The 20,946-nt window shown below is 71.7% G+C and carries 19 protein-coding genes; 9 read left to right on the top strand and 10 right to left on the bottom strand.

Translation table 11 applies throughout. The features are described 5' to 3' along the window. Positions 1 to 96: 96 nt before the first annotated feature. The 4 genes from NUT86_RS28245 to NUT86_RS28230 all read right to left on the bottom strand — a co-directional run bounded on the left by NUT86_RS28245 (position 97) and on the right by NUT86_RS28230 (position 4,286). Positions 97 to 1,797 carry an acyl-CoA mutase large subunit family protein gene (locus tag NUT86_RS28245; RefSeq protein WP_093647297.1) on the bottom strand — a complete coding sequence of 567 codons (1,701 nt, stop codon included), beginning with the start codon at positions 1,795 to 1,797 and terminating at the stop codon, positions 97 to 99. A 171-nt stretch (positions 1,798 to 1,968) separates the two neighbouring features. Next, positions 1,969 to 2,301, bottom strand: coding sequence for a DUF3817 domain-containing protein (locus NUT86_RS28240; RefSeq protein WP_274738198.1), 333 nt, complete (start codon positions 2,299 to 2,301; stop codon positions 1,969 to 1,971). 61 nt (positions 2,302 to 2,362) lie between these two features. Continuing rightward, a complete protein-coding gene (locus NUT86_RS28235) occupies positions 2,363 to 2,872 on the bottom strand; it encodes a MarR family winged helix-turn-helix transcriptional regulator (RefSeq protein WP_109892623.1) in 510 nt (169 codons plus the stop codon). Positions 2,873 to 2,915: 43 nt separating this feature from the next. Further along, positions 2,916 to 4,286, bottom strand: coding sequence for an MFS transporter (locus NUT86_RS28230; RefSeq protein WP_266444656.1), 1,371 nt, complete (start codon positions 4,284 to 4,286; stop codon positions 2,916 to 2,918). Positions 4,287 to 4,368: 82 nt separating this feature from the next. On the opposite strand from NUT86_RS28230, the gene NUT86_RS28225 reads away from it, so the two are divergent. Continuing rightward, positions 4,369 to 5,358, top strand: a complete 990-nt coding sequence (locus NUT86_RS28225) for an ArsR/SmtB family transcription factor (RefSeq protein ID WP_018087348.1) — start codon at positions 4,369 to 4,371, stop codon at positions 5,356 to 5,358. 35 nt (positions 5,359 to 5,393) lie between these two features. On the opposite strand, the gene NUT86_RS28220 is transcribed toward NUT86_RS28225, so the two are convergent. After that, entirely contained in the window at positions 5,394 to 5,705 is a 312-nt protein-coding gene (locus NUT86_RS28220) for an MTH1187 family thiamine-binding protein (RefSeq protein ID WP_018087349.1), read from the bottom strand. Continuing rightward, a complete protein-coding gene (locus NUT86_RS28215) occupies positions 5,702 to 6,052 on the bottom strand; it encodes a DUF3817 domain-containing protein (RefSeq protein ID WP_018087350.1) in 351 nt (116 codons plus the stop codon). Before NUT86_RS28215 ends, NUT86_RS28220 begins: the two co-directional genes overlap by 4 nt. Before the next feature lie 203 nt (positions 6,053 to 6,255). On the opposite strand from NUT86_RS28215, the gene NUT86_RS28210 reads away from it, so the two are divergent. The 4 genes from NUT86_RS28210 to NUT86_RS28195 all read left to right on the top strand — a co-directional run bounded on the left by NUT86_RS28210 (position 6,256) and on the right by NUT86_RS28195 (position 8,910). Next, positions 6,256 to 6,894: an AIM24 family protein gene (locus NUT86_RS28210; RefSeq protein ID WP_026169234.1), complete on the top strand. Its 639-nt coding sequence runs from the start codon at positions 6,256 to 6,258 to the stop codon at positions 6,892 to 6,894. Then, positions 6,894 to 7,544, top strand: coding sequence for an AIM24 family protein (locus tag NUT86_RS28205; protein ID WP_018087352.1), 651 nt, complete (start codon positions 6,894 to 6,896; stop codon positions 7,542 to 7,544). Before NUT86_RS28210 ends, NUT86_RS28205 begins: the two co-directional genes overlap by 1 nt. Then, entirely contained in the window at positions 7,541 to 8,314 is a 774-nt protein-coding gene (locus NUT86_RS28200; protein ID WP_208680947.1) for an AIM24 family protein, read from the top strand. Before NUT86_RS28205 ends, NUT86_RS28200 begins: the two co-directional genes overlap by 4 nt. A gap of 119 nt (positions 8,315 to 8,433) precedes the next feature. Further along, a complete protein-coding gene (locus NUT86_RS28195; protein ID WP_018087354.1) occupies positions 8,434 to 8,910 on the top strand; it encodes a MarR family winged helix-turn-helix transcriptional regulator in 477 nt (158 codons plus the stop codon). A gap of 56 nt (positions 8,911 to 8,966) precedes the next feature. Here NUT86_RS28195 and NUT86_RS28190 read toward each other — a convergent pair whose 3' ends face one another. Together NUT86_RS28190 and NUT86_RS28185 are read right to left on the bottom strand one after the other, a co-directional pair. Next, positions 8,967 to 10,373, bottom strand: a complete 1,407-nt coding sequence (locus tag NUT86_RS28190) for a sensor histidine kinase (protein ID WP_274740646.1) — start codon at positions 10,371 to 10,373, stop codon at positions 8,967 to 8,969. 4 nt (positions 10,374 to 10,377) lie between these two features. Then, positions 10,378 to 11,094, bottom strand: coding sequence for a response regulator transcription factor (locus tag NUT86_RS28185; protein ID WP_018087356.1), 717 nt, complete (start codon positions 11,092 to 11,094; stop codon positions 10,378 to 10,380). 108 nt (positions 11,095 to 11,202) lie between these two features. Here NUT86_RS28185 and NUT86_RS28180 point away from each other — a divergent pair, with 108 nt between their 5' ends. Continuing rightward, entirely contained in the window at positions 11,203 to 11,904 is a 702-nt protein-coding gene (locus tag NUT86_RS28180) for a PepSY domain-containing protein (protein WP_159486143.1), read from the top strand. A 671-nt stretch (positions 11,905 to 12,575) separates the two neighbouring features. Here the strand turns inward: NUT86_RS28180 and meaB are convergent. After that, positions 12,576 to 13,535, bottom strand: a complete 960-nt coding sequence (meaB, locus tag NUT86_RS28175; RefSeq protein WP_109892617.1) for a methylmalonyl Co-A mutase-associated GTPase MeaB — start codon at positions 13,533 to 13,535, stop codon at positions 12,576 to 12,578. A 73-nt stretch (positions 13,536 to 13,608) separates the two neighbouring features. Continuing rightward, a complete protein-coding gene (locus NUT86_RS28170; protein ID WP_026169237.1) occupies positions 13,609 to 14,784 on the bottom strand; it encodes an acetyl-CoA C-acetyltransferase in 1,176 nt (391 codons plus the stop codon). A gap of 173 nt (positions 14,785 to 14,957) precedes the next feature. On the opposite strand from NUT86_RS28170, the gene mce reads away from it, so the two are divergent. The 3 genes from mce (at position 14,958) to NUT86_RS28155 (ending at position 20,909) form a co-directional block, all read left to right on the top strand. Continuing rightward, entirely contained in the window at positions 14,958 to 15,398 is a 441-nt protein-coding gene (gene mce, locus NUT86_RS28165; protein ID WP_018087361.1) for a methylmalonyl-CoA epimerase, read from the top strand. A gap of 208 nt (positions 15,399 to 15,606) precedes the next feature. Next, on the top strand, positions 15,607 to 19,857 hold the full coding sequence (gene scy, locus NUT86_RS28160) for a polarized growth protein Scy (protein WP_274738192.1): 4,251 nt from the start codon (positions 15,607 to 15,609) through the stop codon (positions 19,855 to 19,857). Positions 19,858 to 19,970: 113 nt separating this feature from the next. After that, positions 19,971 to 20,909 (top strand): cellulose-binding protein, encoded by a 939-nt coding sequence (locus NUT86_RS28155; RefSeq protein ID WP_018087363.1) that lies wholly within the window; start codon positions 19,971 to 19,973, stop codon positions 20,907 to 20,909. Positions 20,910 to 20,946 lie beyond the last annotated feature (37 nt).

Raw genomic sequence — 20,946 nt, 5'->3', positions numbered from 1 at the left:
GGGCGGCGGATGCGGCGCCGGGGTCCCGCGCAGAGGGGCGGGGCGGCAGGCAGGTCGCCCGCCGCCCCGCCCCGGGCCGCTCGTCCCGGCCGGACGTCAGAACCCGGCGGGCTCGGTGTAGATGCCCCACTCGTCGCGCAGGGCCCCGCAGATCTCGCCGAGGGTCGCCTCGGCCCGTACGGCCTCCAGCATCGGCTCGATCATGTTGCTGCCGCCCCGGGCGGCCTCCAGCATCGTCTTGAGGGCGGCCTGTACCCGGGCGTCGTCCCGCGCCGCCTTCCGCGACCCGAGCACCCGCACCTGCTCCCGCTCGACCTCGTGGCTGACCCGCAGAATCTCCAGATCGCCGGTGACCGAGCCGTGGTGGCAGTTGACGCCGACGACCTTCTTGTCGCCCTTCTCCAGCGCCTGCTGGTACCGGAAGGCGGACTCGGCGATCTCGCCGGTGAACCAGCCGTCCTCGATGCCGCGCAGGATGCCGGAGGTGATCGGGCCGATCGGGTGCTCACCGTTCGGCACCGCCCGCCTGCCGCGCTCCTTGATCTGGTCGAAGATCTTCTCGGCGTCCGCCTCGATCCGGTCGGTCAGCGACTCGATGAACCACGAACCGCCCAGCGGGTCCGCGACATTGGCGACGCCGGTCTCCTCCATCAGCACCTGCTGGGTGCGCAGCGCGATCTCCGCGGCCTGCTCACTGGGCAGCGCCAGGGTCTCGTCCAGGGCGTTGGTGTGCAGCGAGTTCGTGCCGCCGAGCACGGCCGCCAGGGCCTCGACGGCGGTGCGTACGACGTTGTTGTACGGCTGCTGGGCGGTCAGCGAGACACCGGCGGTCTGGGTGTGGAAGCGCAGCCACTGCGCCTTCTCGCTCGTGGCGCCGTACACATCGCGCATCCAGCGGGCCCAGATCCGGCGTGCGGCGCGGAACTTGGCGATCTCCTCGAAGAAGTCCAGATGCGCGTCGAAGAAGAAGGACAGGCCGGGGGCGAAGGTGTTGACGTCCAGCCCGCGGGAGAGGCCGAGCTCCACGTAGCCGAAGCCGTCGGCGAGGGTGTACGCCAGCTCCTGCGCGGCCGTCGCGCCGGCCTCGCGGATGTGGTAGCCGGAGACCGAGAGCGGCTTGTACGCGGGGATGCCGCGGGCGCAGTGCTCCATCAGGTCGCCGATCAGCCGCAGATGCGGCTCCGGCTGGAAGAGCCACTCCTTCTGCGCGATGTACTCCTTGAAGATGTCCGTCTGGAGCGTGCCGTTCAGGACACCCGGGTCGATCCCCTGCCGCTCGGCGGCCACCAGATACATGCAGAAGACCGGTACGGCGGGACCGCTGATCGTCATGGAGGTCGTGACATCGCCCAGCGGAATGTCCTTGAAGAGGACCTCCATGTCGGCGGCCGAGTCGATGGCCACGCCGCAGTGCCCGACCTCGCCCAGCGAGCGCGGATCGTCGGAGTCACGGCCCATGAGGGTCGGCATGTCGAAGGCGACGGAGAGGCCGCCGCCGCCCGCCTTGAGGATCATCTTGTAGCGCTCGTTCGTCTGCTCGGCGTTGCCGAAGCCGGCGAACTGGCGGATCGTCCACGTCCGCCCGCGGTAGCCGGTCGGGTACAGCCCCCGTGTGAAGGGGAACTCGCCCGGCCAGCCGATCCGCTCGAAGCCCTCGACCGAGTCGCCGGGCCGGGGTCCGTACGCCGGCTCGACAGGATCACCCGAAAGCGTGGTGAAGTCCGCATCCCGCTTACGGGCGGAGTCGTACCGAGCCTGCCAGCGGCGGCGGCCCTCATCGATCGCGTCAGCGTCCATACCCCTGAATTTACTAGGACGTCCTAGTAGTTGTCGACGGGAGGGGCTGATGAGTCGCCTTATGCGTCACGATGCTCACTTTCCGTCACGATCAGGAGTCACGCAAAAGCGCCCGCCCCTCGAAGGGACAGGCGCGTTCCGCGGGGTTTCCGGGGGTGGCCGGGGCGGCCGTCAGGCCTGCATCGGCTCCGGGGCGTCACCGGCGATCAGCGGCTCGACCTCCCGCACCACCTGGCGCTCCACGAAGAACGCCGCGGTGGGGATGGTGCCCGAGATCAGCACCCACAGCAGCTTGCCGAACTTCCACTTGGCCTTGGAGCCCAGGTCGAAGGCGAAGACCAGGTAGATGATGTAGAGCACGCCGTGGATCTGGGAGACGACGAGGGTGAGGTCCTTGCCCATCCCGAAGCCGTACTTGAAAACCATGCAGGTGCAGAGCACCAGCAGCATCACCGCGGTGACGTAGGCCATCGCCCGGTAGCGGGTCAGGACGCTTCGCTTCATGCCCCGAGCGTAACCAGCCGTTCCGGGGCGATCTTCGCCGCCCCCCTGCGAACGCCGGGACCTACTCGTCGGTGAAGTCGTCCGCCGCCACCCGCAGCGGCCGCAGCAGCGCGAAGATCTCCGCGCACTCCTCGGCGTCATAGGCCCCGAGCCCGAATTCCATCGCCATCAGGTCGCGGGTGGCCGCGTCACACACCTCGCGGCCCTTGTCCGTGATGGTGGCGAGGGTGCCCCGCCCGTCGTTCGGATTCGGCCGCTTGGCGACGAGCCCGGACTTCACCAGCCGGTCGACGGTGTTGGTCACCGAGGTGGGGTGCACCATCAGCCGCTCGCCGATCTTCGACATCGGCAGCTCACCGGCCTTGGAGAAGGTCAGCAGCACCAGCGCCTCATAGCGCGCGAAGGTCAGTCCGTACGGCTTGACCACCGCGTCCACCTCGGACAGCAGGATCTGATGAGCGCGCATGATCGAGGTGATCGCGGCCATCGAGGGCACGGCGCCCCATCGCTGCTGCCACAGTTCATCGGCGCGCGCGATGGGATCGAAAGCAAGGCTGAGCGGCTTCGGCACGCCTCCGACACTACCCGGCGGTCATATGGTGGTCAGCCGCGTCTCATTTTCCGGTCTCCGGAACCGGCCCGTCCGTTCCGCGCACCGCTCCGGCGCACGCCCGGTCCGCCCCTGCCGGCCTCCGCTCCGTCCGCCGCACCTCGAAGATCACCGCGAGCACGCAGACCGCCCCCAGCACCCCCGCGGCCGGCATCACGACCCGCAGGGGTGCGTACTCCGCGCCGACCCCGGCCAGCCCCATCGCCAGCCCCATCACCGTCATCCGCCCCGCCTGCATCACCGTCATCGCCTGGCCCAGCAGCTCGTCGGGGACCGCGGCGACGAACCAGCGGTCGACCCCGAAGTTGTACGAGATCCCGGTGCCGGTCAGCACCAGCAGCAGCACCGCCCAGCCGAGCGAGGGCTGCGCGGCAAAGCCCAGCGAGGGCAGCACCGCGAAGACGCCCATGGGGAAGGTGAGCCGGGCACGGGCCCGCGGCCCCAGGAACGTGCCCACCAGGCTCTCGGCCACCACCGCGCCGACGGGCATGGCGCACATCAGCAGCCCCGTGCCGGCCGGCCCGACGCCGAGCAGACCGGCGTAGGCGACCAGCAGCGCCTCGGGGATCACGACGAACGCCGGCGGCAGCCAGGTCAGCAGCAGCAGCGCCCGCACCCGGCGGTCGGCCAGCAGCCGCCGGATCCCGCCCAGCGAGGCCGCCAGCAGCGCCCCGCGCTCCGCTCCCCGCGCCCCGTCCCGCGCCGGCCGCGCCAGGGTCCCCAGCCGCAGCAGCAGCGCCGACCCGAGGAACGCACCGGCGGTGAGCGCGAGCACCGCCCCCGGCGACACCACGACGAGCAGCAGCCCGCCCGCGGCGAACCCGGCGAGCTGCGCGCTCTGGTTCACGATGCGGATCACCGAGCGCCCCAGGACGAACAGCTCCCCCTCGCCGAGGATCTCCCCCAGCGTCGCGGCCCGGGTCCCGGCGAAGACCGGCGCGATGGCCGCGAGCACACAGCGCAGCACCAGCAGCACCACGACCGGGGTGCCCGGCACCACCATCCCCGCCGCCGCCAGCGCACACAGCACATCGCAGCCGACCAGCACCCGCCGGGCCGGATACCGGTCGGCGACCGCCGACAGCAGCGTCCCGCCGACGACGTACGGCAGCAGCCCCAGCGCGAACGTCAGGGCGCTCAGCAGCGGCGAGGCGGTGAGCCGGAAGACGAGGACGGACAGCGCGATCTCGCAGACGACCACGCCGAGCGACGACAGCAGATGCGCCGCGAAGACGAAACGGAACTCGGGGACCGCGAAGACGGCGCGATAGCCGTCCGGGCGGGCCGGTCCGCCCTGTGGTCCAGTGTCGGCGGCGCCCGTATCGGGGCAGACGGGGAGGCGGCCCGACGGCGCGGGCCCGGAAGGCGAGGGCATGTCCGCAGACTGCCGGACCCCGGTGCCGCCCCGTAGTCTTTCGGCTACAGCCGAATCCTGTGTCCGGGGGGAGCGTGCGGCCGTGCCGGTGAACCTGCATTTCGGCGCCGATGACCTGCTCCGCATCCGGTTCGCGGTCTCCCCGCTGTGCGAGACCCATGAGGCCGTACGGACCCTGCGCCACGCCGACCGGCACGGCTATCACACGCCGTGGCTGCGCCGGATGCGCGAGACACTGGCCGGGCTGGACCTGACGCCGCTGTGGCTCTTCATGCCGTCGTCGCCGCCGGGGGGCTACACACCGGACTTCCTGGGCCGCCCGCCGGACACCCCGATGGCCGGCTTCGACGAGGAACTGGCGCAGCTGCGCGCTACCGACCCGGCCCTGGCCCGGGCGGAGATGGCCAAGTCACTGGCGGGCCGGCCGGAGGCCGCGGAGTCGGCACGCGGCCGGGCAGCGCTCGCCGATCCGGCGCGGGCGGTCCAGGAGCTGGCCGATGTCACCGAACGGGCCTGGCGGGCGCTGCTCGCCCCGGACTGGCCGCGGCTGCGGGCGCTGCTGGAGGCCGAGATCGCCTACCGGTCGCGGCAGTTGGCGGGCGGCGGACTCCAGCGGCTGTTCGCCGATCTGCATCCGCGGCTGTCCTGGTCGGGTGACACGCTGACGGTCCGCACCCGTACCGACTTCGCCCAGATGCAGGATCTGGACGGCCGCGGGGTGCTGCTGCTGCCCAGCGCCTTCGTGTGGCCGGACGTGGTCAGCGGTTTTGATCCGCCGTGGCAGCCCACCGTGATCTACCCGGCGCGCGGGATCGGCGGGCTGTGGACCGAGCCGGAGACGGGTCCGGCGCTGGCGCGGCTGCTGGGGGCGAACCGCGCGGCCGTACTGGCCGCGCTCGACGCGCCGTCGACCACGACGGCCCTGGCCCATCGCCTCGGCCTTGCGCCGTCCTCCGTCTCGGGGCATCTGTCCGTGCTGCGCGACGCCGGTCTGCTGGCCTCGCGCCGGCACGGACATCAGGTGCTGTACGAGCGCACCCCCCTGGGGATCACCCTGGCGGGGGGCGGCTGACGCCCCGAGGGGTGCTCGGGGGTGTCGGGGACCGGTCAGGTCCGGGGGTTGCCGCCCTCGGTGAGATACCGCTCCACGGTCTCGACCTTCGAGGTCAGTCCGTCGGTGACGCCGGGCCGTATGTCGGCCTTCAGCACCAGCGAGACCCGCCCGGCGCGGGCCTCGACCGCCGCGACCGCGCGCTTGACGACGTCCATGACCTCGTCCCATTCACCTTCGATGGAGGTGAACATGGCGTCCGTACGGTTCGGCAGCCCGGACTCGCGGACCACCCGGACCGCGTCGGCGACATACTCACCGACGTCCTCGCCGACGCCCAGCGGGCTCACCGAGAAGGCGACGATCATGCGCTGACGACCCCTTCCTTGCGCGCCCGGGCCGCGATCACTCCGGCCTCCTCCTCGCGCTTGAGGATCCGGTCCCCGAAGAGGCCGCCGAACGGCAGGATCGCCAGCACGAAGAAGAAGGCGACGCGCTTGAAGGGCCACTTGGTGCGGTTCCACACGTCCAGCAGCAGCACCACATAGGTGATGAAGAGCAGACCGTGGATCATGCCGAGCGGCATCACCAGGGAGTCGTAGTCGAAAGCCAGGCGGAAACCGGTGCCGAAGATCAGCAGCGCCGGGAAGGAGATCGCCTCCGGGATGGAGGCCAGGCGCAGTCGGTGCAGGGCGGCGGCGGTCTTGATGTCCACGGGAACCTCGTTCGAGTGGCGGGCGAGGAGCAAACTGCTTGTGCAAGAGTTCACAAGCTTCGCCCTATTGTGACAAGTCACCCCTGCGGTCGACGCGCCGGGGGGCGGCAAGGGCCACCGACCGGCGGCCGGGAGGAGATTCCGGGCCATGTCAGGGACAAAGGGCCTGCCCCGCGCGGCCCCGGCCGACTACCGTCTGACCCGTGGCTCAGTTTCGGCTCCAGGGGAGCAAGGTGCTCGCCGTCGACATGACGGGCGATGCCGTCAAGGCGAAAAACGGTGCGATGGTCGCGTACGACGGCCAGATGGCGTTCAAGAAGATGTCCGGCGGCGGCGAGGGCCTGCGCGGCATGGTCACCCGTCGGCTCACGGGTGAGCAGATGACCGTGATGGAGGTGAAGGGCCACGGCACCTGCTACTTCGCCGATCGCGCGAGCGAGATCAACCTGGTGCAGTTGCAGGGCGAGAAGCTGTTCGTGGAGGCCGGCAATCTGCTGTGCACGGACGCCGCGCTCCGTACGGGCACGACCTTCACCGGACTGCGCGGCGCCTCCCAGGGCAACGGCCTGTTCACCACCACCGTCGAGGGCAGCGGCCAGGCGGCGATCACCTCCCACGGCCCCGCGGTGGTGCTGCGGGTCACCAAGCAGTACCCCCTCCAGGTCGACCCGGGCGCCTATGTCGCCCACACCGGCGACCTCAAGCAGCACCTCCAGTCCGGGGTGAATTTCCGCACCTTCATCGGGGAGGGCTCCGGCGAGGCCTTCCAGATCCGCTTCGAGGGCGAGGGCCTGGTCTACGTGCAGCCCAGCGAGCGCAACACCGTGGGCGGTGAGGTCTGATGCCGTTCACCCTGCTCAACTCCCGCATGGTGGAGGCCAGGATCGGTCCGGGCCAGCGGATGTTCAGCCAGCGCGGCGCGATGCTCGCCTACCGCGGCGAGGTCTCCTTCACCCCGAACATCCAGGGCGGCCAGGGCGGCGTCGGCTCGATGATCGGCCGCCGGATCGCCGGCGAGGCCACGCCCCTGATGACCGTCGAGGGCACCGGTACGGTCATGTTCGGCCACGGCGGCCACCACGTCCATGTCGTCGACCTGACCGGCGAGACGCTCTACGTCGAGGCCGACCGGCTGCTGGCCTTCGACGGCTCGCTGCAGCAGGGCACGATGTTCATGGGCTCGCAGGGCGGGGTGATGGGCATGGTCCGCGGCCAGGTCACCGGCCAGGGCCTGTTCACCACGACCCTCAAGGGCGTCGGCTCGGCCGCGGTGATGGCGCACGGCGGGGTGATCGAGCTGCCGATCACGCCCCAGCGCCCGGTCCATGTCGACCCGCAGGCCTATGTCGCCCACCGCGGCGACGTCCGCAACAAACTGTCCACGGCGCTCGGCTGGCGCGACATGGTCGGCCGCGGCTCGGGTGAGGCCTTCCAGCTGGAGCTGTCGGGCCAGGGCACCGTCTACGTACAGGCGTCGGAGGAAAAGCTGTGACCGGTCCCGTCGTCCACGACGTCCATTCGCTCCCCGCCGACGACAACGTCCATGCGTACGCCTTCAGCGTCGAGCTGGACGGCCAGTGGTTCCTGCAGAAGGGGAAGATGATCGCCTACTACGGGCAGATCGACTTCCACGGCATCGGACACGGCCGTCTGGACCGCCTGATCGCCGGAAGTTTCCATTCGCCACTGCACGCCGCGGACTGGGTCGTTGCCGAGGGCCGCGGAAAGATGCTGCTCGCGGACCGTGCCTTCGATGTGAATTCCTTCGATCTGGAGGACGGCAATCTGACGATTCGCTCAGGCAACTTGCTCGCATTTCAGCCATCTCTGTCGCTGAAGCAGTCGATCATCCCGGGCTTTCTCACCCTCATCGGCACGGGCAAGTTCGTGGCCGCGTCCAACGGTCCGGTGGTCTTCATGGAGCCGCCGATCCGGGTGGACCCGCAGGCGCTCGTCGGCTGGGCGGACTGCCCCTCCCCGTGCCACCACTACGACCACCAGTACCTGCAGGGATTCCTGGGCGGACTGCGGGCGCACACCGGGATCGGCGGGGCGTCCGGAGAGGAGCACCAATTCGAGTTCGTCGGGGCCGGCACGGTCCTGCTGCAGTCGACGGAGCAGTTGATGCCGGAGCTGGAGACCGGTGCGGTACCCACCGAAGCGGGCGTTCCGGGCGGCGGCGGACACGTCCCGCAAAGTGGCTCACAACTGCCCCAGCTCCCCGGCAACCTCGGGAGCCTCCAGCGCCGCTTCGGGCTGTGAGCGGTACTCTGCGGACGGTGACCTCGAACGTCTGACCAACAACCGGCCCCCCGCCGGACGAGGCACCACCCCCGGCCTGATTAATTCACTATTCAACTTTTACGGGTAGAATTCACTCCATGACGACCGACAGCGACACCCCCTGGCTGACCGACCAGGAGCAGTGTGCCTGGCGCACCCACCTCGATGTCAGCAGGCTGCTGATGCACCAACTCGAGCGCGATCTGCAACCGTTCGGCCTGACGAACAACGACTACGAGATCCTGGTCAACCTCTCCGAGGCCGAGGACCGACGCCTCCGGATGAGCGACCTGGCAGCCAGCACCCTGCAGTCCAAGAGCCGTCTCTCCCACCAGATCACCCGGATGGAGAACGCCGGCCTGGTGCGCCGCGAGAGCTGCGAGTCGGACCGCCGTGGCCTCTACGCCGTCCTCACCGACGAAGGCTGGGACACCATGCGCCGGGTCGCCCCGCACCATGTCGCCTCGGTCCGCAAGCACTTCATCGACCTCTTCACCTCCGAGGACCTCCAGGCGCTGCGGACCTCGCTCACTCCGGTGGCCGAACACCTCCGCAAGGAGCGCGGCGGCCTCTGACCGGCCGGCCTCGGCCCCGGACCGGGCCGAGGCCCCGTCGCCGGGCCGCCACGGGCTCAGTCGGCCACCGGCAGCCGCAGCTCGAACACCGATCCCGTGCGCACGGCCAGCGAACCGCCGTGCCGCACCGCGACATCGCGCGCGATGGCCAGCCCCAGCCCGGCCCCGCCGTCGTCCCGTGCCCGTGCGTCATCGAGCCGGACGAACCGCTCGAAGATCCGCTCCCGCTCGCTCTCCGGCACCCCGGGCCCGTCGTCCTCGACCCGCAGCACCGCCCACTCCCCCTCGCGCACCACGGCCACCCGCACGGACGAGACGGCATGCCGCTGCGCGTTGTCCAGCAGGTTCCCCAGCACCCGCCCCAACTGACCGCGGGATCCGGCCACTTCCGCACTCGCCAGCTCCCCGGCCCGCACCGGGATCCGGTCCGCGACCCGCTGCGAGCTCTCCTCGCGCACCATCGCCGCCAGATCGACCCGGGCACCGGCCGGCCGCTCCCCCGCGTCCAGCCGGGCCAGCAGCAGCAGATCCGCCGCCAGCCGCTGCAGCCGCACGGTGTCCTCCACCGCGCCCGGCACATCCAGCAACTCCGGGTGCGCCACCCCCACTTCCAGCTGCGTCCGCAGACTCGCGATCGGGCTGCGCAGCTCGTGCGAGGCGTCCGCGACGAACCGCCGCTGCCGCTCCACGGACGACTCCAGCGCCGCCAGCGTCTCGTTGGTCGTCCGCGCCAGCCGGCCGATCTCGTCCTTCGACGACGGCACCGGCACCCGCCGGCTCAGATCCGTACTCGCCGTGATCGCGGCCATCTCCCCGCGAATCCCCTCCACCGGCCGCAGCGCCCGCCGGGTCACCAGCCAGGTCACCCCCGCCACCACCACGAGCAGCAGCGGCAGCCCCACCAGCATGGCGTCCCGCACCGACCCGACGGCGTCCCGCTCCGGCGCCAGCGCCGACCCCGCGCGCACCGTCGCCTGCTCACCGCGGATGTCCTTGGCCTCGACCACCGCGAACCGGTAGTCGGCCACCGTCCCGTCGACGTCCGCCGTCCCGTCCCGGTACACGACATCGTCGTCGACCTCGCCCGACTTGAGCCCCTGCTCGTCCTCGTCCTCGCCGTCCTCGTCATCCCCCGACGGCGCGACGCTCCCCGCGCCCTGCGACGTCTTCGCCACGCGCTTCCCGTCGACGGCCCGCACGTCCTCACCGACCGCCAGCACCCGCCCGTTCTCGGCGGCGACCACCACCGGATGGTCCTCACCGTCCGGCAGATCCAGCTGGTCGTACGGCTTGCCCGTCGCGATCTGCTCGGCCACCGAGCGCGCCGCGACCTGCGCCTGCAGACCGGCCTGGTCCTGCAGATTGCCCTGCAGCACCAGCAGCACCGCCGTACCCGCCGCGATCAGCGCCAGGGCCACCACCACGGTCGCCCCGGCCGCCGCCCTGGCCCGTACCGAGCCCAGCACGCTACCCACCGGCCACCAGCCGGTATCCCGCGCCGCGCACCGTCACGATGTGGCCGGCGCCGAGCTTGCGCCGCAGTGCGCTCACGTACACCTCGATGATGTTGACATCGCCCTCATAGGCGAAGTCCCAGACGTGCTCCAGGATCTCCGCCTTGGAGACCACCTCGCCCGCCCGCACCGCCAGCTGCTCCAGCACGGCGAACTCCTTCGTCGTCAGCGTCACTTCGACGCCGTCCCGCTCGACCCGACGCGCCCCCTGGTCGATGGCCAGCGACCCCACCTGCAGCACCGGCGGCGCGGTCCGGCCGCGCCGCCGCAGCAGCGCCTTCACCCGCGCCACCAGCACCACATACGAGAACGGCTTGGTCAGATAGTCGTCGGCGCCGGTGTCCAGCCCCTCGGCCTCGTCGTACTCGCCGTCCTTGGCGGTCAGCATCAGAATCGGCACCTCATGGCCGGCCGCACGCAGCGCCCCGCACACGCGGTAGCCGTTCATGCCCGGCAGCATGATGTCGAGCACGACCAGGTCGTAGCTCTCCTCACTCGCCTGATGGAGCCCCGCCAGACCGTCGTGCACCACATCGACCGCGTACCCCTCGGCCATCAGCCCCTTGGCCAGTGACAGGGCCAGCCGCTTCTCGTCCTCCACGATCAGGAGACGGTAGGGAGGGTGAGCGGCGGATCCGGGCGGGCGGTGCTGCGTGACGTGCGGGTGCATGCGCTCACCATGTCATCCCCTTCCTGAAGCTCCCTTCAGGCACCTTCAGGTCCCCTTCAGCTTCGTTCGGCCAGTGTGTGGCCACAGCCGATCGCAAGGGGAGACACCATGAAGCGCCAACTGATCATCGCCACCGCCGCCGCGGCCGCCCTCGTCGCCGCCGGCACGGTCACCGCCGTCGCGGTCAGCAACGACGGCTCCGGCACCGCCCGGTCCGGCGCACCGGTCACGGCACAGCCGGCCGCCCATGACGCGGGCTCCGGCACCGCCCAGGTGCAGGACGGCCGGTCCAGCATCCGTATGCAGGACGACGACGCCAACGGCCAGGAGGACATCCGCGAGGCCCGCACCGCCAAGGTGACCGCGTCGGACGCCGCGGCCGCCGCCGTCAAGGCCGTCCCCGGCACCGTGGCCGGCCTCGACCTGGACGCGGACCGTCCCGGCCTGGTCTGGGACGCGGACGTACTGGGCAAGGACGGCAAGTGGCACGAGGTCACCCTCGACGCCGGCAACGCACGGGTGCTGAACCAGCACATCGACAACGAGGACGACGACGCCCGCGAGCGCGCCGCCCTCCACAACGCCCGGACCGACGCCGGGGCCGCCGCCCGTACCGCCGCGGCCTCGCACGGCACCGTGACCTCCGTCGAACTGGACGACGACCGGGCCAAGGCGGTCTGGGAGGTCGAGACGGTCACGAACGACGGCAAGGAGCACAAGCTGCTGGTCGACCCGCAGTCCGGCAAGCTGAGCGCCGTTCCGGCGCATGACGCCGACGACGACAACGACGACGACGGCGCGGACGACTGACCCGCCGCTCCACCAACTTGGGCCCCACCCACCTCACCGTGGGCGGGGCCTTCGGCTGTGGCTGGGGCCGGTGCGGGTTTGCCGTGGGCTGGGGCCGTTTCGCCTACGGGTTGTGGGTGGTGGGTCGGAGGGGACGCCCGGTAAGCCGTCCTCGGCGCGGGCGACGCGGGTCCCAGAGGTTCTTCACCCCGTTGTTCGCTCCGGGTCCTGCGGGCGGCTCACCGGACATCCCCTCCGACCGCCGTACGTACGCGGCCGTCCCGCCGTACCGATCACCGTCACCAACCCCATACGGCACCCCTTGGCAGGGACCTGGCCATTCCACCCGCAGATTGGGCACGACCGAGGTGGGGGCCGTAACGGACGGTGTCACCGGCCGGCAGCCGGCAACGCTGAACGGTTGGAGGGGATGTACCGGTGCCCGCCCGCAGGACTGGAGCGAACGCCGGGGTGCTCAATCGCACGTAGCCGCGTCGCCCGCGCCGAGGACGGGTACCGGTGCGTCCCCTCCGACCCCCGCGGCAACCACACACCCCGCAAAACCCCAGCCCCCACCAGCCCGCAGAAGTCAGGCAACGGATCGGCCGCGCCACGCAGGGGCGCGGGGAACTGCGCGACCAGCCACAACGCACCCGCAGACAAACAACGCCACCCCCCGGGCGGCACCCGCCTCAGTCCCCGTTGGTCAGCCCATCGACCAGCTCATCGGCCGCCCGATAGGGATCCGTCTCGCCGGAGACGATGCGCTCGGCCAGCGCATCCAGTCGGCGATCGCCACGCAGATCGCCGATCCGCTCGCGGAGCGCCGTGACCGCGATCGTCTCGACCTCGTGGGCCGCGCGGGAGCGGCGCCGCTGGGCGAGGACGCCGTGCTCCTCCATCCAGGCCCGGTGCTTCTCCAGCGCCTCGACGACCTCGTCGACACCCTCGCCACGCGCCGCGACGGTCTTGACGATCGGCGGCCGCCAGTCACCCGGCGCACGGGATTCGCCGAGCCCCAGCATGTGGTTGAGCTCGCGGGCGGTCGCATCGGCCCCGTCCCGGTCCGCCTTGTTGACGACGTAGACGTCGCCGATCTCCAGGATCCCGGCCTTGGCCGCCTGAATGCCGTCGCCCATGCCGGGCGCGAGCAGCACCACGCTCGTATCGGCCTGGGAGGCGATCTCCACCTCGGACTGGCCGACGCCGACCGTCTCGACGAGGACCACGTCACAGCCCGCCGCGTCCAGGACGCGGATCGCCTGTGGTGCGGCCCAGGCCAGGCCGCCCAGATGGCCGCGGGTGGCCATGGAGCGGATGTAGACGCCGGGGTCGGAGGCGTGCTCCGACATCCGGACCCGGTCGCCGAGCAGCGCGCCGCCGGAGAACGGGGAGGACGGGTCGACGGCGAGCACGCCGACCCGTTTGCCCATCTTGCGATAGGCCGTCACCAGCGCGGAGGTGGTGGTGGACTTGCCCACACCGGGCGAGCCGGTCAGCCCGACCACATAGGCGTTGCCGGTGAGCGGCGCCAGGGCCGCCATCACCTCGCGCAGCTCCGGTGACGCCCCCTCCACGAGGGAGATCAGCCGCGCCACGGCCCTCGGCCGGCCCTGCCGTGCCTGTTCCACCAGCTGGGGGACGTCCACCATCGCCGCTCGGCTCCTTCGACTCGCTCGTATCGCGATTCGGCCCGCTCGTACGCACCGGCGTACGAGCTCCCGCTTACTTACCCGGTACGCGGATGATCAGCGCGTCGCCCTGACCGCCGCCACCACACAGCGCGGCGGCACCCACGCCACCGCCCCGCCGGCGCAGCTCCAGCGCGAGATGCAGCACGATCCGGGCGCCGGACATCCCGATCGGGTGACCCAGCGCAATGGCGCCGCCATTGACATTCACCTTTTCCGGGGACACCCCCAGGTCCTTCATCGACTGCACGGCGACGGCCGCGAACGCCTCGTTGATCTCGATCAGGTCAAGATCGTCGACGGCGAGGCCGTCCTTCTTCAGGGCGTGGTTGATGGCGTTGGAGGGCTGGGACTGGAGCGAGTTGTCCGGGCCCGCGACATTGCCGTGCGCACCGATCTCCGCGATCCATTCCAGGCCGAGCTCCTGGGCCTTGGCCTTGCTCATGACGACGACCGCGGCGGCGCCGTCGGAGATCTGCGAGGAGGTGCCGGCGGTGATCGTGCCGTCCTTGGCGAAGGCCGGCCGGAGCTTGCCGAGCGACTCCGCGGTGGTCTCGCCGCGGATGCCCTCGTCCTGGCTGAAGACGACCGGCTCGCCCTTGCGCTGCGGGATCTCCACGGGGGTGATCTCGGCCTCGAAGAGCCCGTTCTTCTGGGCGGCGGCGGCCCGCTGGTGGGAGCGCGCGGCGACCTCGTCCTGCTCCGGTCGGGCGATGCCCAAACGGGTGTTGTGCTTCTCGGTCGACTCGCCCATGGCGATGCCTTCGTAGGCGTCCGTGAGGCCGTCGTGCGCCATCGCGTCGAGCATCTCGACCGCGCCGTACTTGAAGCCCTCACGGGACTTCGGGAGCAGGTGCGGGGCGTTGGTCATGGACTCCTGGCCGCCGGCGACGATGACATCGAACTCGCCGGCGCGGATGAGCTGGTCGGCCAGCGCGATGGCGTCGAGGCCGGAGAGACAGACCTTGTTGACGGTCAGCGCGGGGACGTTCATGGGGATCCCGGCCTTGACGGCGGCCTGGCGTGCCGGGATCTGCCCTGCCCCGGCCTGGAGCACCTGGCCCATGATCACGTACTGCACCTGGTCGCCGCCGATGCCCGCCCGGTCGAGTGCCGCCTTGATGGCGACGGCGCCCAGGTCGGCGCCGGAGAAGGTCCGCAGGGATCCCAGGAGCCGGCCCATGGGGGTGCGCGCTCCCGCCACGATCACTGAGGTGCTGCCGTTCGTGCCGTTCGTTGCAGACATGCGGTGCGGCCTTCCTTTGCAGGGAAGTTAACGAGGGTTCCCGTCAATGTACTGAGCGGTACCCGCCGGGTCACCGGCAAGCGGGTGTGATCGCGCGCACGTTGCGTAACCAGCCGTGTGGGCGGTGCACTGGAGCCATGCTGACGCGAATCGACCACATCGGGATCGCCTGTTTCGACCTCGACAAGACTGTCGAGTTCTACCGTGCCACGTATGGCTTCGAGGTGTTCCACACCGAGGTCAACGAGGAGCAAGGGGTCCGGGAGGCCATGCTCAAGATCAATGAGACGTCGGACGGCGGCGCCTCGTATTTGCAGCTTCTGGAGCCCACCCGCGAGGACTCCGCGGTGGGCAAGTGGCTTGCCAAGAACGGCGAGGGGGTGCACCACATCGCCTTCGGCACCGCGGATGTGGACGGCGACTCCGAGGCCATCCGCGGCAAGGGCGTCCGGGTCCTCTACGACGAGCCCAGGACGGGTTCGATGGGGTCCCGGATCACCTTCCTGCACCCCAAGGATTGTCACGGAGTGCTCACCGAACTCGTCACCGCGGCGCCCGCCGGCTCGGCGGACCACTGACCTTCACCTTCCCCGGCCGGTAGAGTGCAGCTTCGGCCGGGGTAAGGGAGTGGGGCTCGGTCCATACCCTGCCGATGATCTGACACCATTTCTTCGGAAGGGTCAGCTCCGATGGGCGCGAGTCCGGTACGACGTGACGTGTACGGGACGAGCGCCGCAGGACCGGAGACGGCCGCCACCATGACCAGGGGACGGATGGGACCGCGCAGTGCGGGGCAACGACCGCTACGAGGCTGACGACCACCTCTCGCAGTTCGAGGCCGAGATGGAGCGGCTGAAGACGGAGCGGGACAAGGCCGTTCAGCACGCCGACGACCTCGGCTATCAGGTCGAGGTGCTGCGCGCCAAGCTCCATGAGGCGCGCCGCAACCTCGCGACCCGTCCTGCCTACGACAACGTCAGTCATCAGGCCGAACAGCTGCTGCGCAATGCGCAGATCCAGGCGGACCAGCTGCGTACCGATGCCGAGCGTGAGCTGCGCGAGGCACGGGCACAGACCCAGCGGCTGCTGCAGGAGCAGGCCGAGCGGCAGTCCCGGCTGGAGGCCGAGCTGCACGCCGAGGCGGTCAGCCGCCGGCAGCGGCTCGACGAGGAGCTCAACGAGCGCCGGCAGACCGTCGAATCGCATGTCAACGAGAACGTCGCCTGGGCCGAACAGCTGCGTGCCCGTACGGAGTCGCAGGCCCGCCGGCTCATGGAGGAGTCCCGCAGGGAGGCCGAGCAGGCGCTGGCGGCCGCGCGGGCCGAGGCACAGCGGCTGGCCGAACGCGCCCGTGAGCGGCTCGGCACCGAGGCCGAGGAGGCCCGCGCCGAAGCGGAAAGCATCCTGCGCCGGGCGCGTACGGACGCCGAGCGGCTGCTGAACGCCGCCTCCAGCCAGGCCCAGGAGGCCACCGACCAGGCCGAGCAGCTGCGTACCAGCGTCGGCACCGAGTCGGAGGAGGCCCGCCGGCAGGCCGCGGAGCTGACCCGCACCGCCGAGGCCCGCGTCCAGGAGGCGGACAAGGCGCTGCGCGAGGCGCGCGCCGAGGCGGAGAAGCTGGTCGACGAGGCGCAGCAGAGCGCCACCAAGCGGCTGACGGCGGCCGAATCGGACAATGAGCAGCGCACCCGTACGGCCAAGGCGGAGATCGCCCGGCTGGTCGGTGAGGCCACCAAGGAGGCCGAGGCGCTCAAGGCCGAGGCCGAGCAACTGCGGTCGGACGCCCGCGCGGAGGCCGACCGGCTGGTCGCCGAGGCGCAGGAGTCCGCCCGGTCCAAGGCGGCGGAGGACTCCGCGGCACAGCTGGCGAAGGCCGCGCGCTCCGCCGAGGAGGTGCTGACCAAGGCGTCGGAGGACGCCAAGGCCACCACCAAGGCCGCCGCCGAGGAGGCCGAACGGCTGCGCAAGGAGGCCGAGTCCGAGGCGGACCGGCTGCGCGAGGAGGCCCACGACACCGTGGCGCAGCTCAAGGGCGCCGCGAAGGACGACACCAAGGAGTACCGCGCCAAGACCGTCGAACTCCAGGAGGAGGCACGGCGGCTGCGCGGTGAGGCGGAGCAGCTGCGCGCGGACGCGGTCGCCGAGGGCGAGCGGATCCGCGGCGAGGCCCGCCGGGAGGCGGTCCAGCAGATCGAGGAGGCGGCCGGGACCGCCGAGGAGCTGCTGGCGAAGGCCAAGTCGGACGCCGAGGAGACCCGTTCGGGTGCCGTCGCGGAGAGCGAGCGGGTGCGGACGGAGGCCATCGAGCGTGCCTCGGCACTGCGCCGGCAGGCCGAGGAGGCGCTGGAGCGGTCCCGTTCGGAGGCCGAGGAGCTGCTCACCGAGGGCGCCCAGGCCGCGGAGATGGTGACCACCGAGGCGGAGGAGTCCGCCGCACGGCTGCGCGCGGAGGCCGAGCAGGCCGCCGAGGAGCGGCGCGCCGAGGCGCAGGACGAGCTGGACCGGCTGCACAGCGAGGCCGAGGAGAAGGTCACCGCCGCCGAGCGGTCGCTGCGCGACGCCCGCGCGGAGGCCGAGCGGCTGCGCCGGGAGACGCAGGAGGAGGCGGCCCGCCTCAAGGCGGAGTCGGCGGAGCGGCGCCGGACGCTGCAGCAGCAGGCCGAGGAGGAGGCCGAGCGGCTGCGCACGGAGGCCGCCGAGGACGCGTCGTCGGCGCGTTCCGAGGCCGAGTCGGTGGCCGTACGGCTGCGCACCGAGGCGTCGGCCGAGGCGGAGCGGCTGAAGGCGGAGGCGCAGGAGACCGCGGACCGGGTCCGGGCCGAGGCGGCCACGGCCGCCGAGCGCACGGGTGCGGAGGCGGCGCAGGCGCTGGCCGCCGCCCAGGAGGAGGCCGCACGGCGGCGCCGGGAGGCCGAGCAGCTGCTGGGCGAGGCCCGCGAGGAGGCCCACCAGGAGCGCACCGCGGCGCGCGAGCAGAGCGAGGAGCTGCTGGCGTCGGCCCGTACGCGGGTGGGCGAGGCGCAGGAGGAGGCCCAGCGGCTGGTCGAGGACGCGGACCGGCGGGCGGGCGAGCTGGTGGCGGCGGCCGAGCAGACCGCGCAGCAGGTGCGGGACTCGGTCGCGGGGCTGCACGAGCAGGCCGGTGAGGAGATCGCCGGGCTGCGTTCGGCGGCCGAGCACGCCGCGGAGCGCACCAAGGCCGAGGCGCAGGACGAGGCGGACCGGATCCGCAGGGACGCCTACGAGGAGCGGGAGCGCGCCTCGGAGGACGCGGCGCGGGCCCGTGCGGAGGCGCAGGAGGCGACGGAGGCCGCGAAGTCCCTTGCCGAGCGGGCGGTTTCCGAGGCCATCGAGGAGGCCGACGGGCTGCGCGCCGAGGCGGCCGGGGTGGTGGACGAGGCGCGCCGGGAGGCCGACGCGGCGCGGACCGAGGCCGCCGAGCAGGCCGACCGGCTGGTGTCGGAGGCGACCAACCGGGCCGAGAAGCTGGTGGCGGACGCCACGGCGAAGGCACAGCAGCTGCGTACCGACGCCTCGGACGCGCTGGCGGCCGGCGAGCAGGACGCGGCGCGGGCCCGTGCGGAGGCGCGGGACGACGCGAACCGGATGCGCTCGGACGCCGCGGAGCAGGCGGACCGGCTGATCACCGAGGCGCGTGCGGAGGCCGAACGGATTGTCACCGAGGCCACCGAGCTGACGTCTTCGGCGCAGGACGACGCGGACCGTACGGTCCAGGAGGCCCAGCAGGCCGCCGAGCGGCTGCGGGCCGACGGCGAGCAGCAGGCGCAGCGCCTGGTGGCGGAGGCGACCGAGACGGCGGAGCGGCTGCGGGCCGAGGCGGCCGAGGCGCTGGAGGAGGCCCGCAGGGACGCGGACCGCACCGGCGACGAGGCGCGCAAGGCGGCCAACAAGACGCGTTCGGACGCCGCGGAGCAGGCCGACGAGCTGATGTCGGAGGCCGCGACCGAGGCCGAGCGGCTGCGCACGGAGGCGGCGGAGACGACCGCGGACGCCGAGCGGGACGCGGACCGTACCCGGGCCGATGCCCGGGAGCAGGCCGACCGGATGCTGGCGACGGCCACCGCGGAGGCGGACCGGCTGCGGACGGAGGCGGCCGAGACGGTCACCGCCGCGCAGGAGCACGCCAACCGCACCCGTAACGACTCCGCGAAGCTCAAGGAGGACGCCGAGGCGGCGGCCGAGCAGACCCGGAACGAGGCCCAGCAGGAGGCGGACCGGCTGCTCGACGAGGCACGCAAGGAGGCCGCCAAGCGCCGCGGGGACGCGGCCGAGCAGGCGGACCAGCTCGTCGCCAAGGCCCAGGAGGAGGCGCTCAAGGCGGCCACCGCCGCCGAGGAGCAGGCCGACACCATGGTCGGGGTGGCCCGCAAGGAGGCCGAGCGGCTGGTCTCGGAGGCCACCACCGACGGCAATGCCCGGGTGGAGAAGGCCCGTACGGACGCGAACACGATGCTGGAGGAGGCCCGCCGCGACGCCACCGGTATCCGGGACCGCGCCGAGGAGCTGCGGCAGCGGATCGAGTCCGAGGTCGAGGAGCTGCACGAGCGGGCCCGCCGGGAGTCGGCGGAGACGATGAAGAACGCCGGCGAGCGGGTCGACAAGCTCATCGCGCAGGCCACCGCCCAGCAGGTGGAGGCCGAGGAGAAGGCCGACCGGATGGTGGCCGACGCGAACAGCGAGGCGAGCAAGGTCCGGATCTCGGCGGTGAAGAAGGCCGAGGGCCTGATCAAGGAGGCCGAGAACAAGAAGGCCGAGGCGGTGCGCGACGCGGAGCGGATGCGCACCGAGGCCGAGGCGGAGGCCACCCGGATCGTGGACGAGGGCAAGCGGGAGCTGGAGGTGCTGGTGCGCCGCCGGGAGGACATCAACGCCGAAATCTCCCGCGTTCAGGACGTTCTGGAAGCCCTGGAATCGTTCGAGGCACCCGGCGGGGGCGGGGAAGGAAAGGGTGCTGGTGTGAAGGCGGCCGCGGGGGCGGGTGCAACTCGTTCGAGTGGCAAGCAGTCTGAGGGGTAGCCACTCAAATGAGGGGTCATTCTCCAGATCAAACGGGCAATGACTCGATGACACGCCGTTGTGACCCCTAGGATTCTCCTTATCACCTCACCGGTCTCTTCGACAGGAACCCCATGAGCGACACTTCCTCCCCCTTCGGCTTCGAGCTCGTGCGGCGTGGGTACGACCGCGGTCAGGTGGACGACCGCATTACGAAGCTCGTCGCCGACCGCGACAGCGCGCTGGCCCGCATCACGTCGCTGGAAAAGCGGATCGAGGAGCTGCACCTCGAAACGCAGAACGCCCAGGCGCAGGTCAATGACGCCGAACCGTCCTACGCGGGCCTCGGTGCACGCGTGGAGAAGATCCTCCGGCTCGCCGAAGAGGAGGCGAAGGATCTGCGCGAGGAGGCCCGGCGGGCCGCCGAGCAGCACCGGGAGCTGGCCGAGTCGGCCGCCCAGCAGGTCCGTAACGACGCCGAGTCGTTCGCCGCCGAGCGCAAGGCGAAGGCGGAGGACGAGGGCGCCCGGATCGTCGAGAAGGCCAAGGGCGAGGCGTCCACGCTGCGCGCCGAGGCACAGAAGGACGCGCAGTCCAAGCGCGAGGAGGCGGACTCCCTCTTCGAGGAGACCCGCGCCAAGGCCGCGCAGGCCGCCGCGGACTTCGAGACCAACCTCGCCAAGCGCCGTGAGCAGTCCGAGCGCGACCTGGCCTCGCGTCAGGCCAAGGCCGAGAAGCGGCTCGCGGAGATCGAGCACCGCGCCGAGCAGCTCCGCCTGGAGGCCGAGAAGCTGCGTACGGACGCGGAGCGCCGGGCCCGCCAGACGGTGGAGACCGCGCAGCGCCAGGCCGAGGACATCGTGGCGGACGCCAACGCCAAGGCGGACCGGATCCGCAGCGAATCCGAGCGCGAGCTCGCGGCGCTGACGAACCGCCGCGACTCCATCAACGCGCAGCTGACCAACGTCCGCGAGATGCTGGCGACGCTGACCGGTGCGGCGGTGGCCGCGGCCGGTGCCCCCGGTGAGGACGAGACGGTCTCCCGCGGCGTCCCCGCCCAGCAGAGCCGCTGACCTCCCCCAGCTATCGCTGGGAGGTGCCCCCGGGCAG

This window comes from Streptomyces sp. G7(2002) (assembly GCF_028870195.1).
GTDB lineage: Bacteria > Actinomycetota > Actinomycetes > Streptomycetales > Streptomycetaceae > Streptomyces > Streptomyces nigrescens.
The sequence above is the reverse complement of the archived record's forward strand: the minus strand, read 5'-3'. Positions and strand labels throughout refer to the sequence as shown.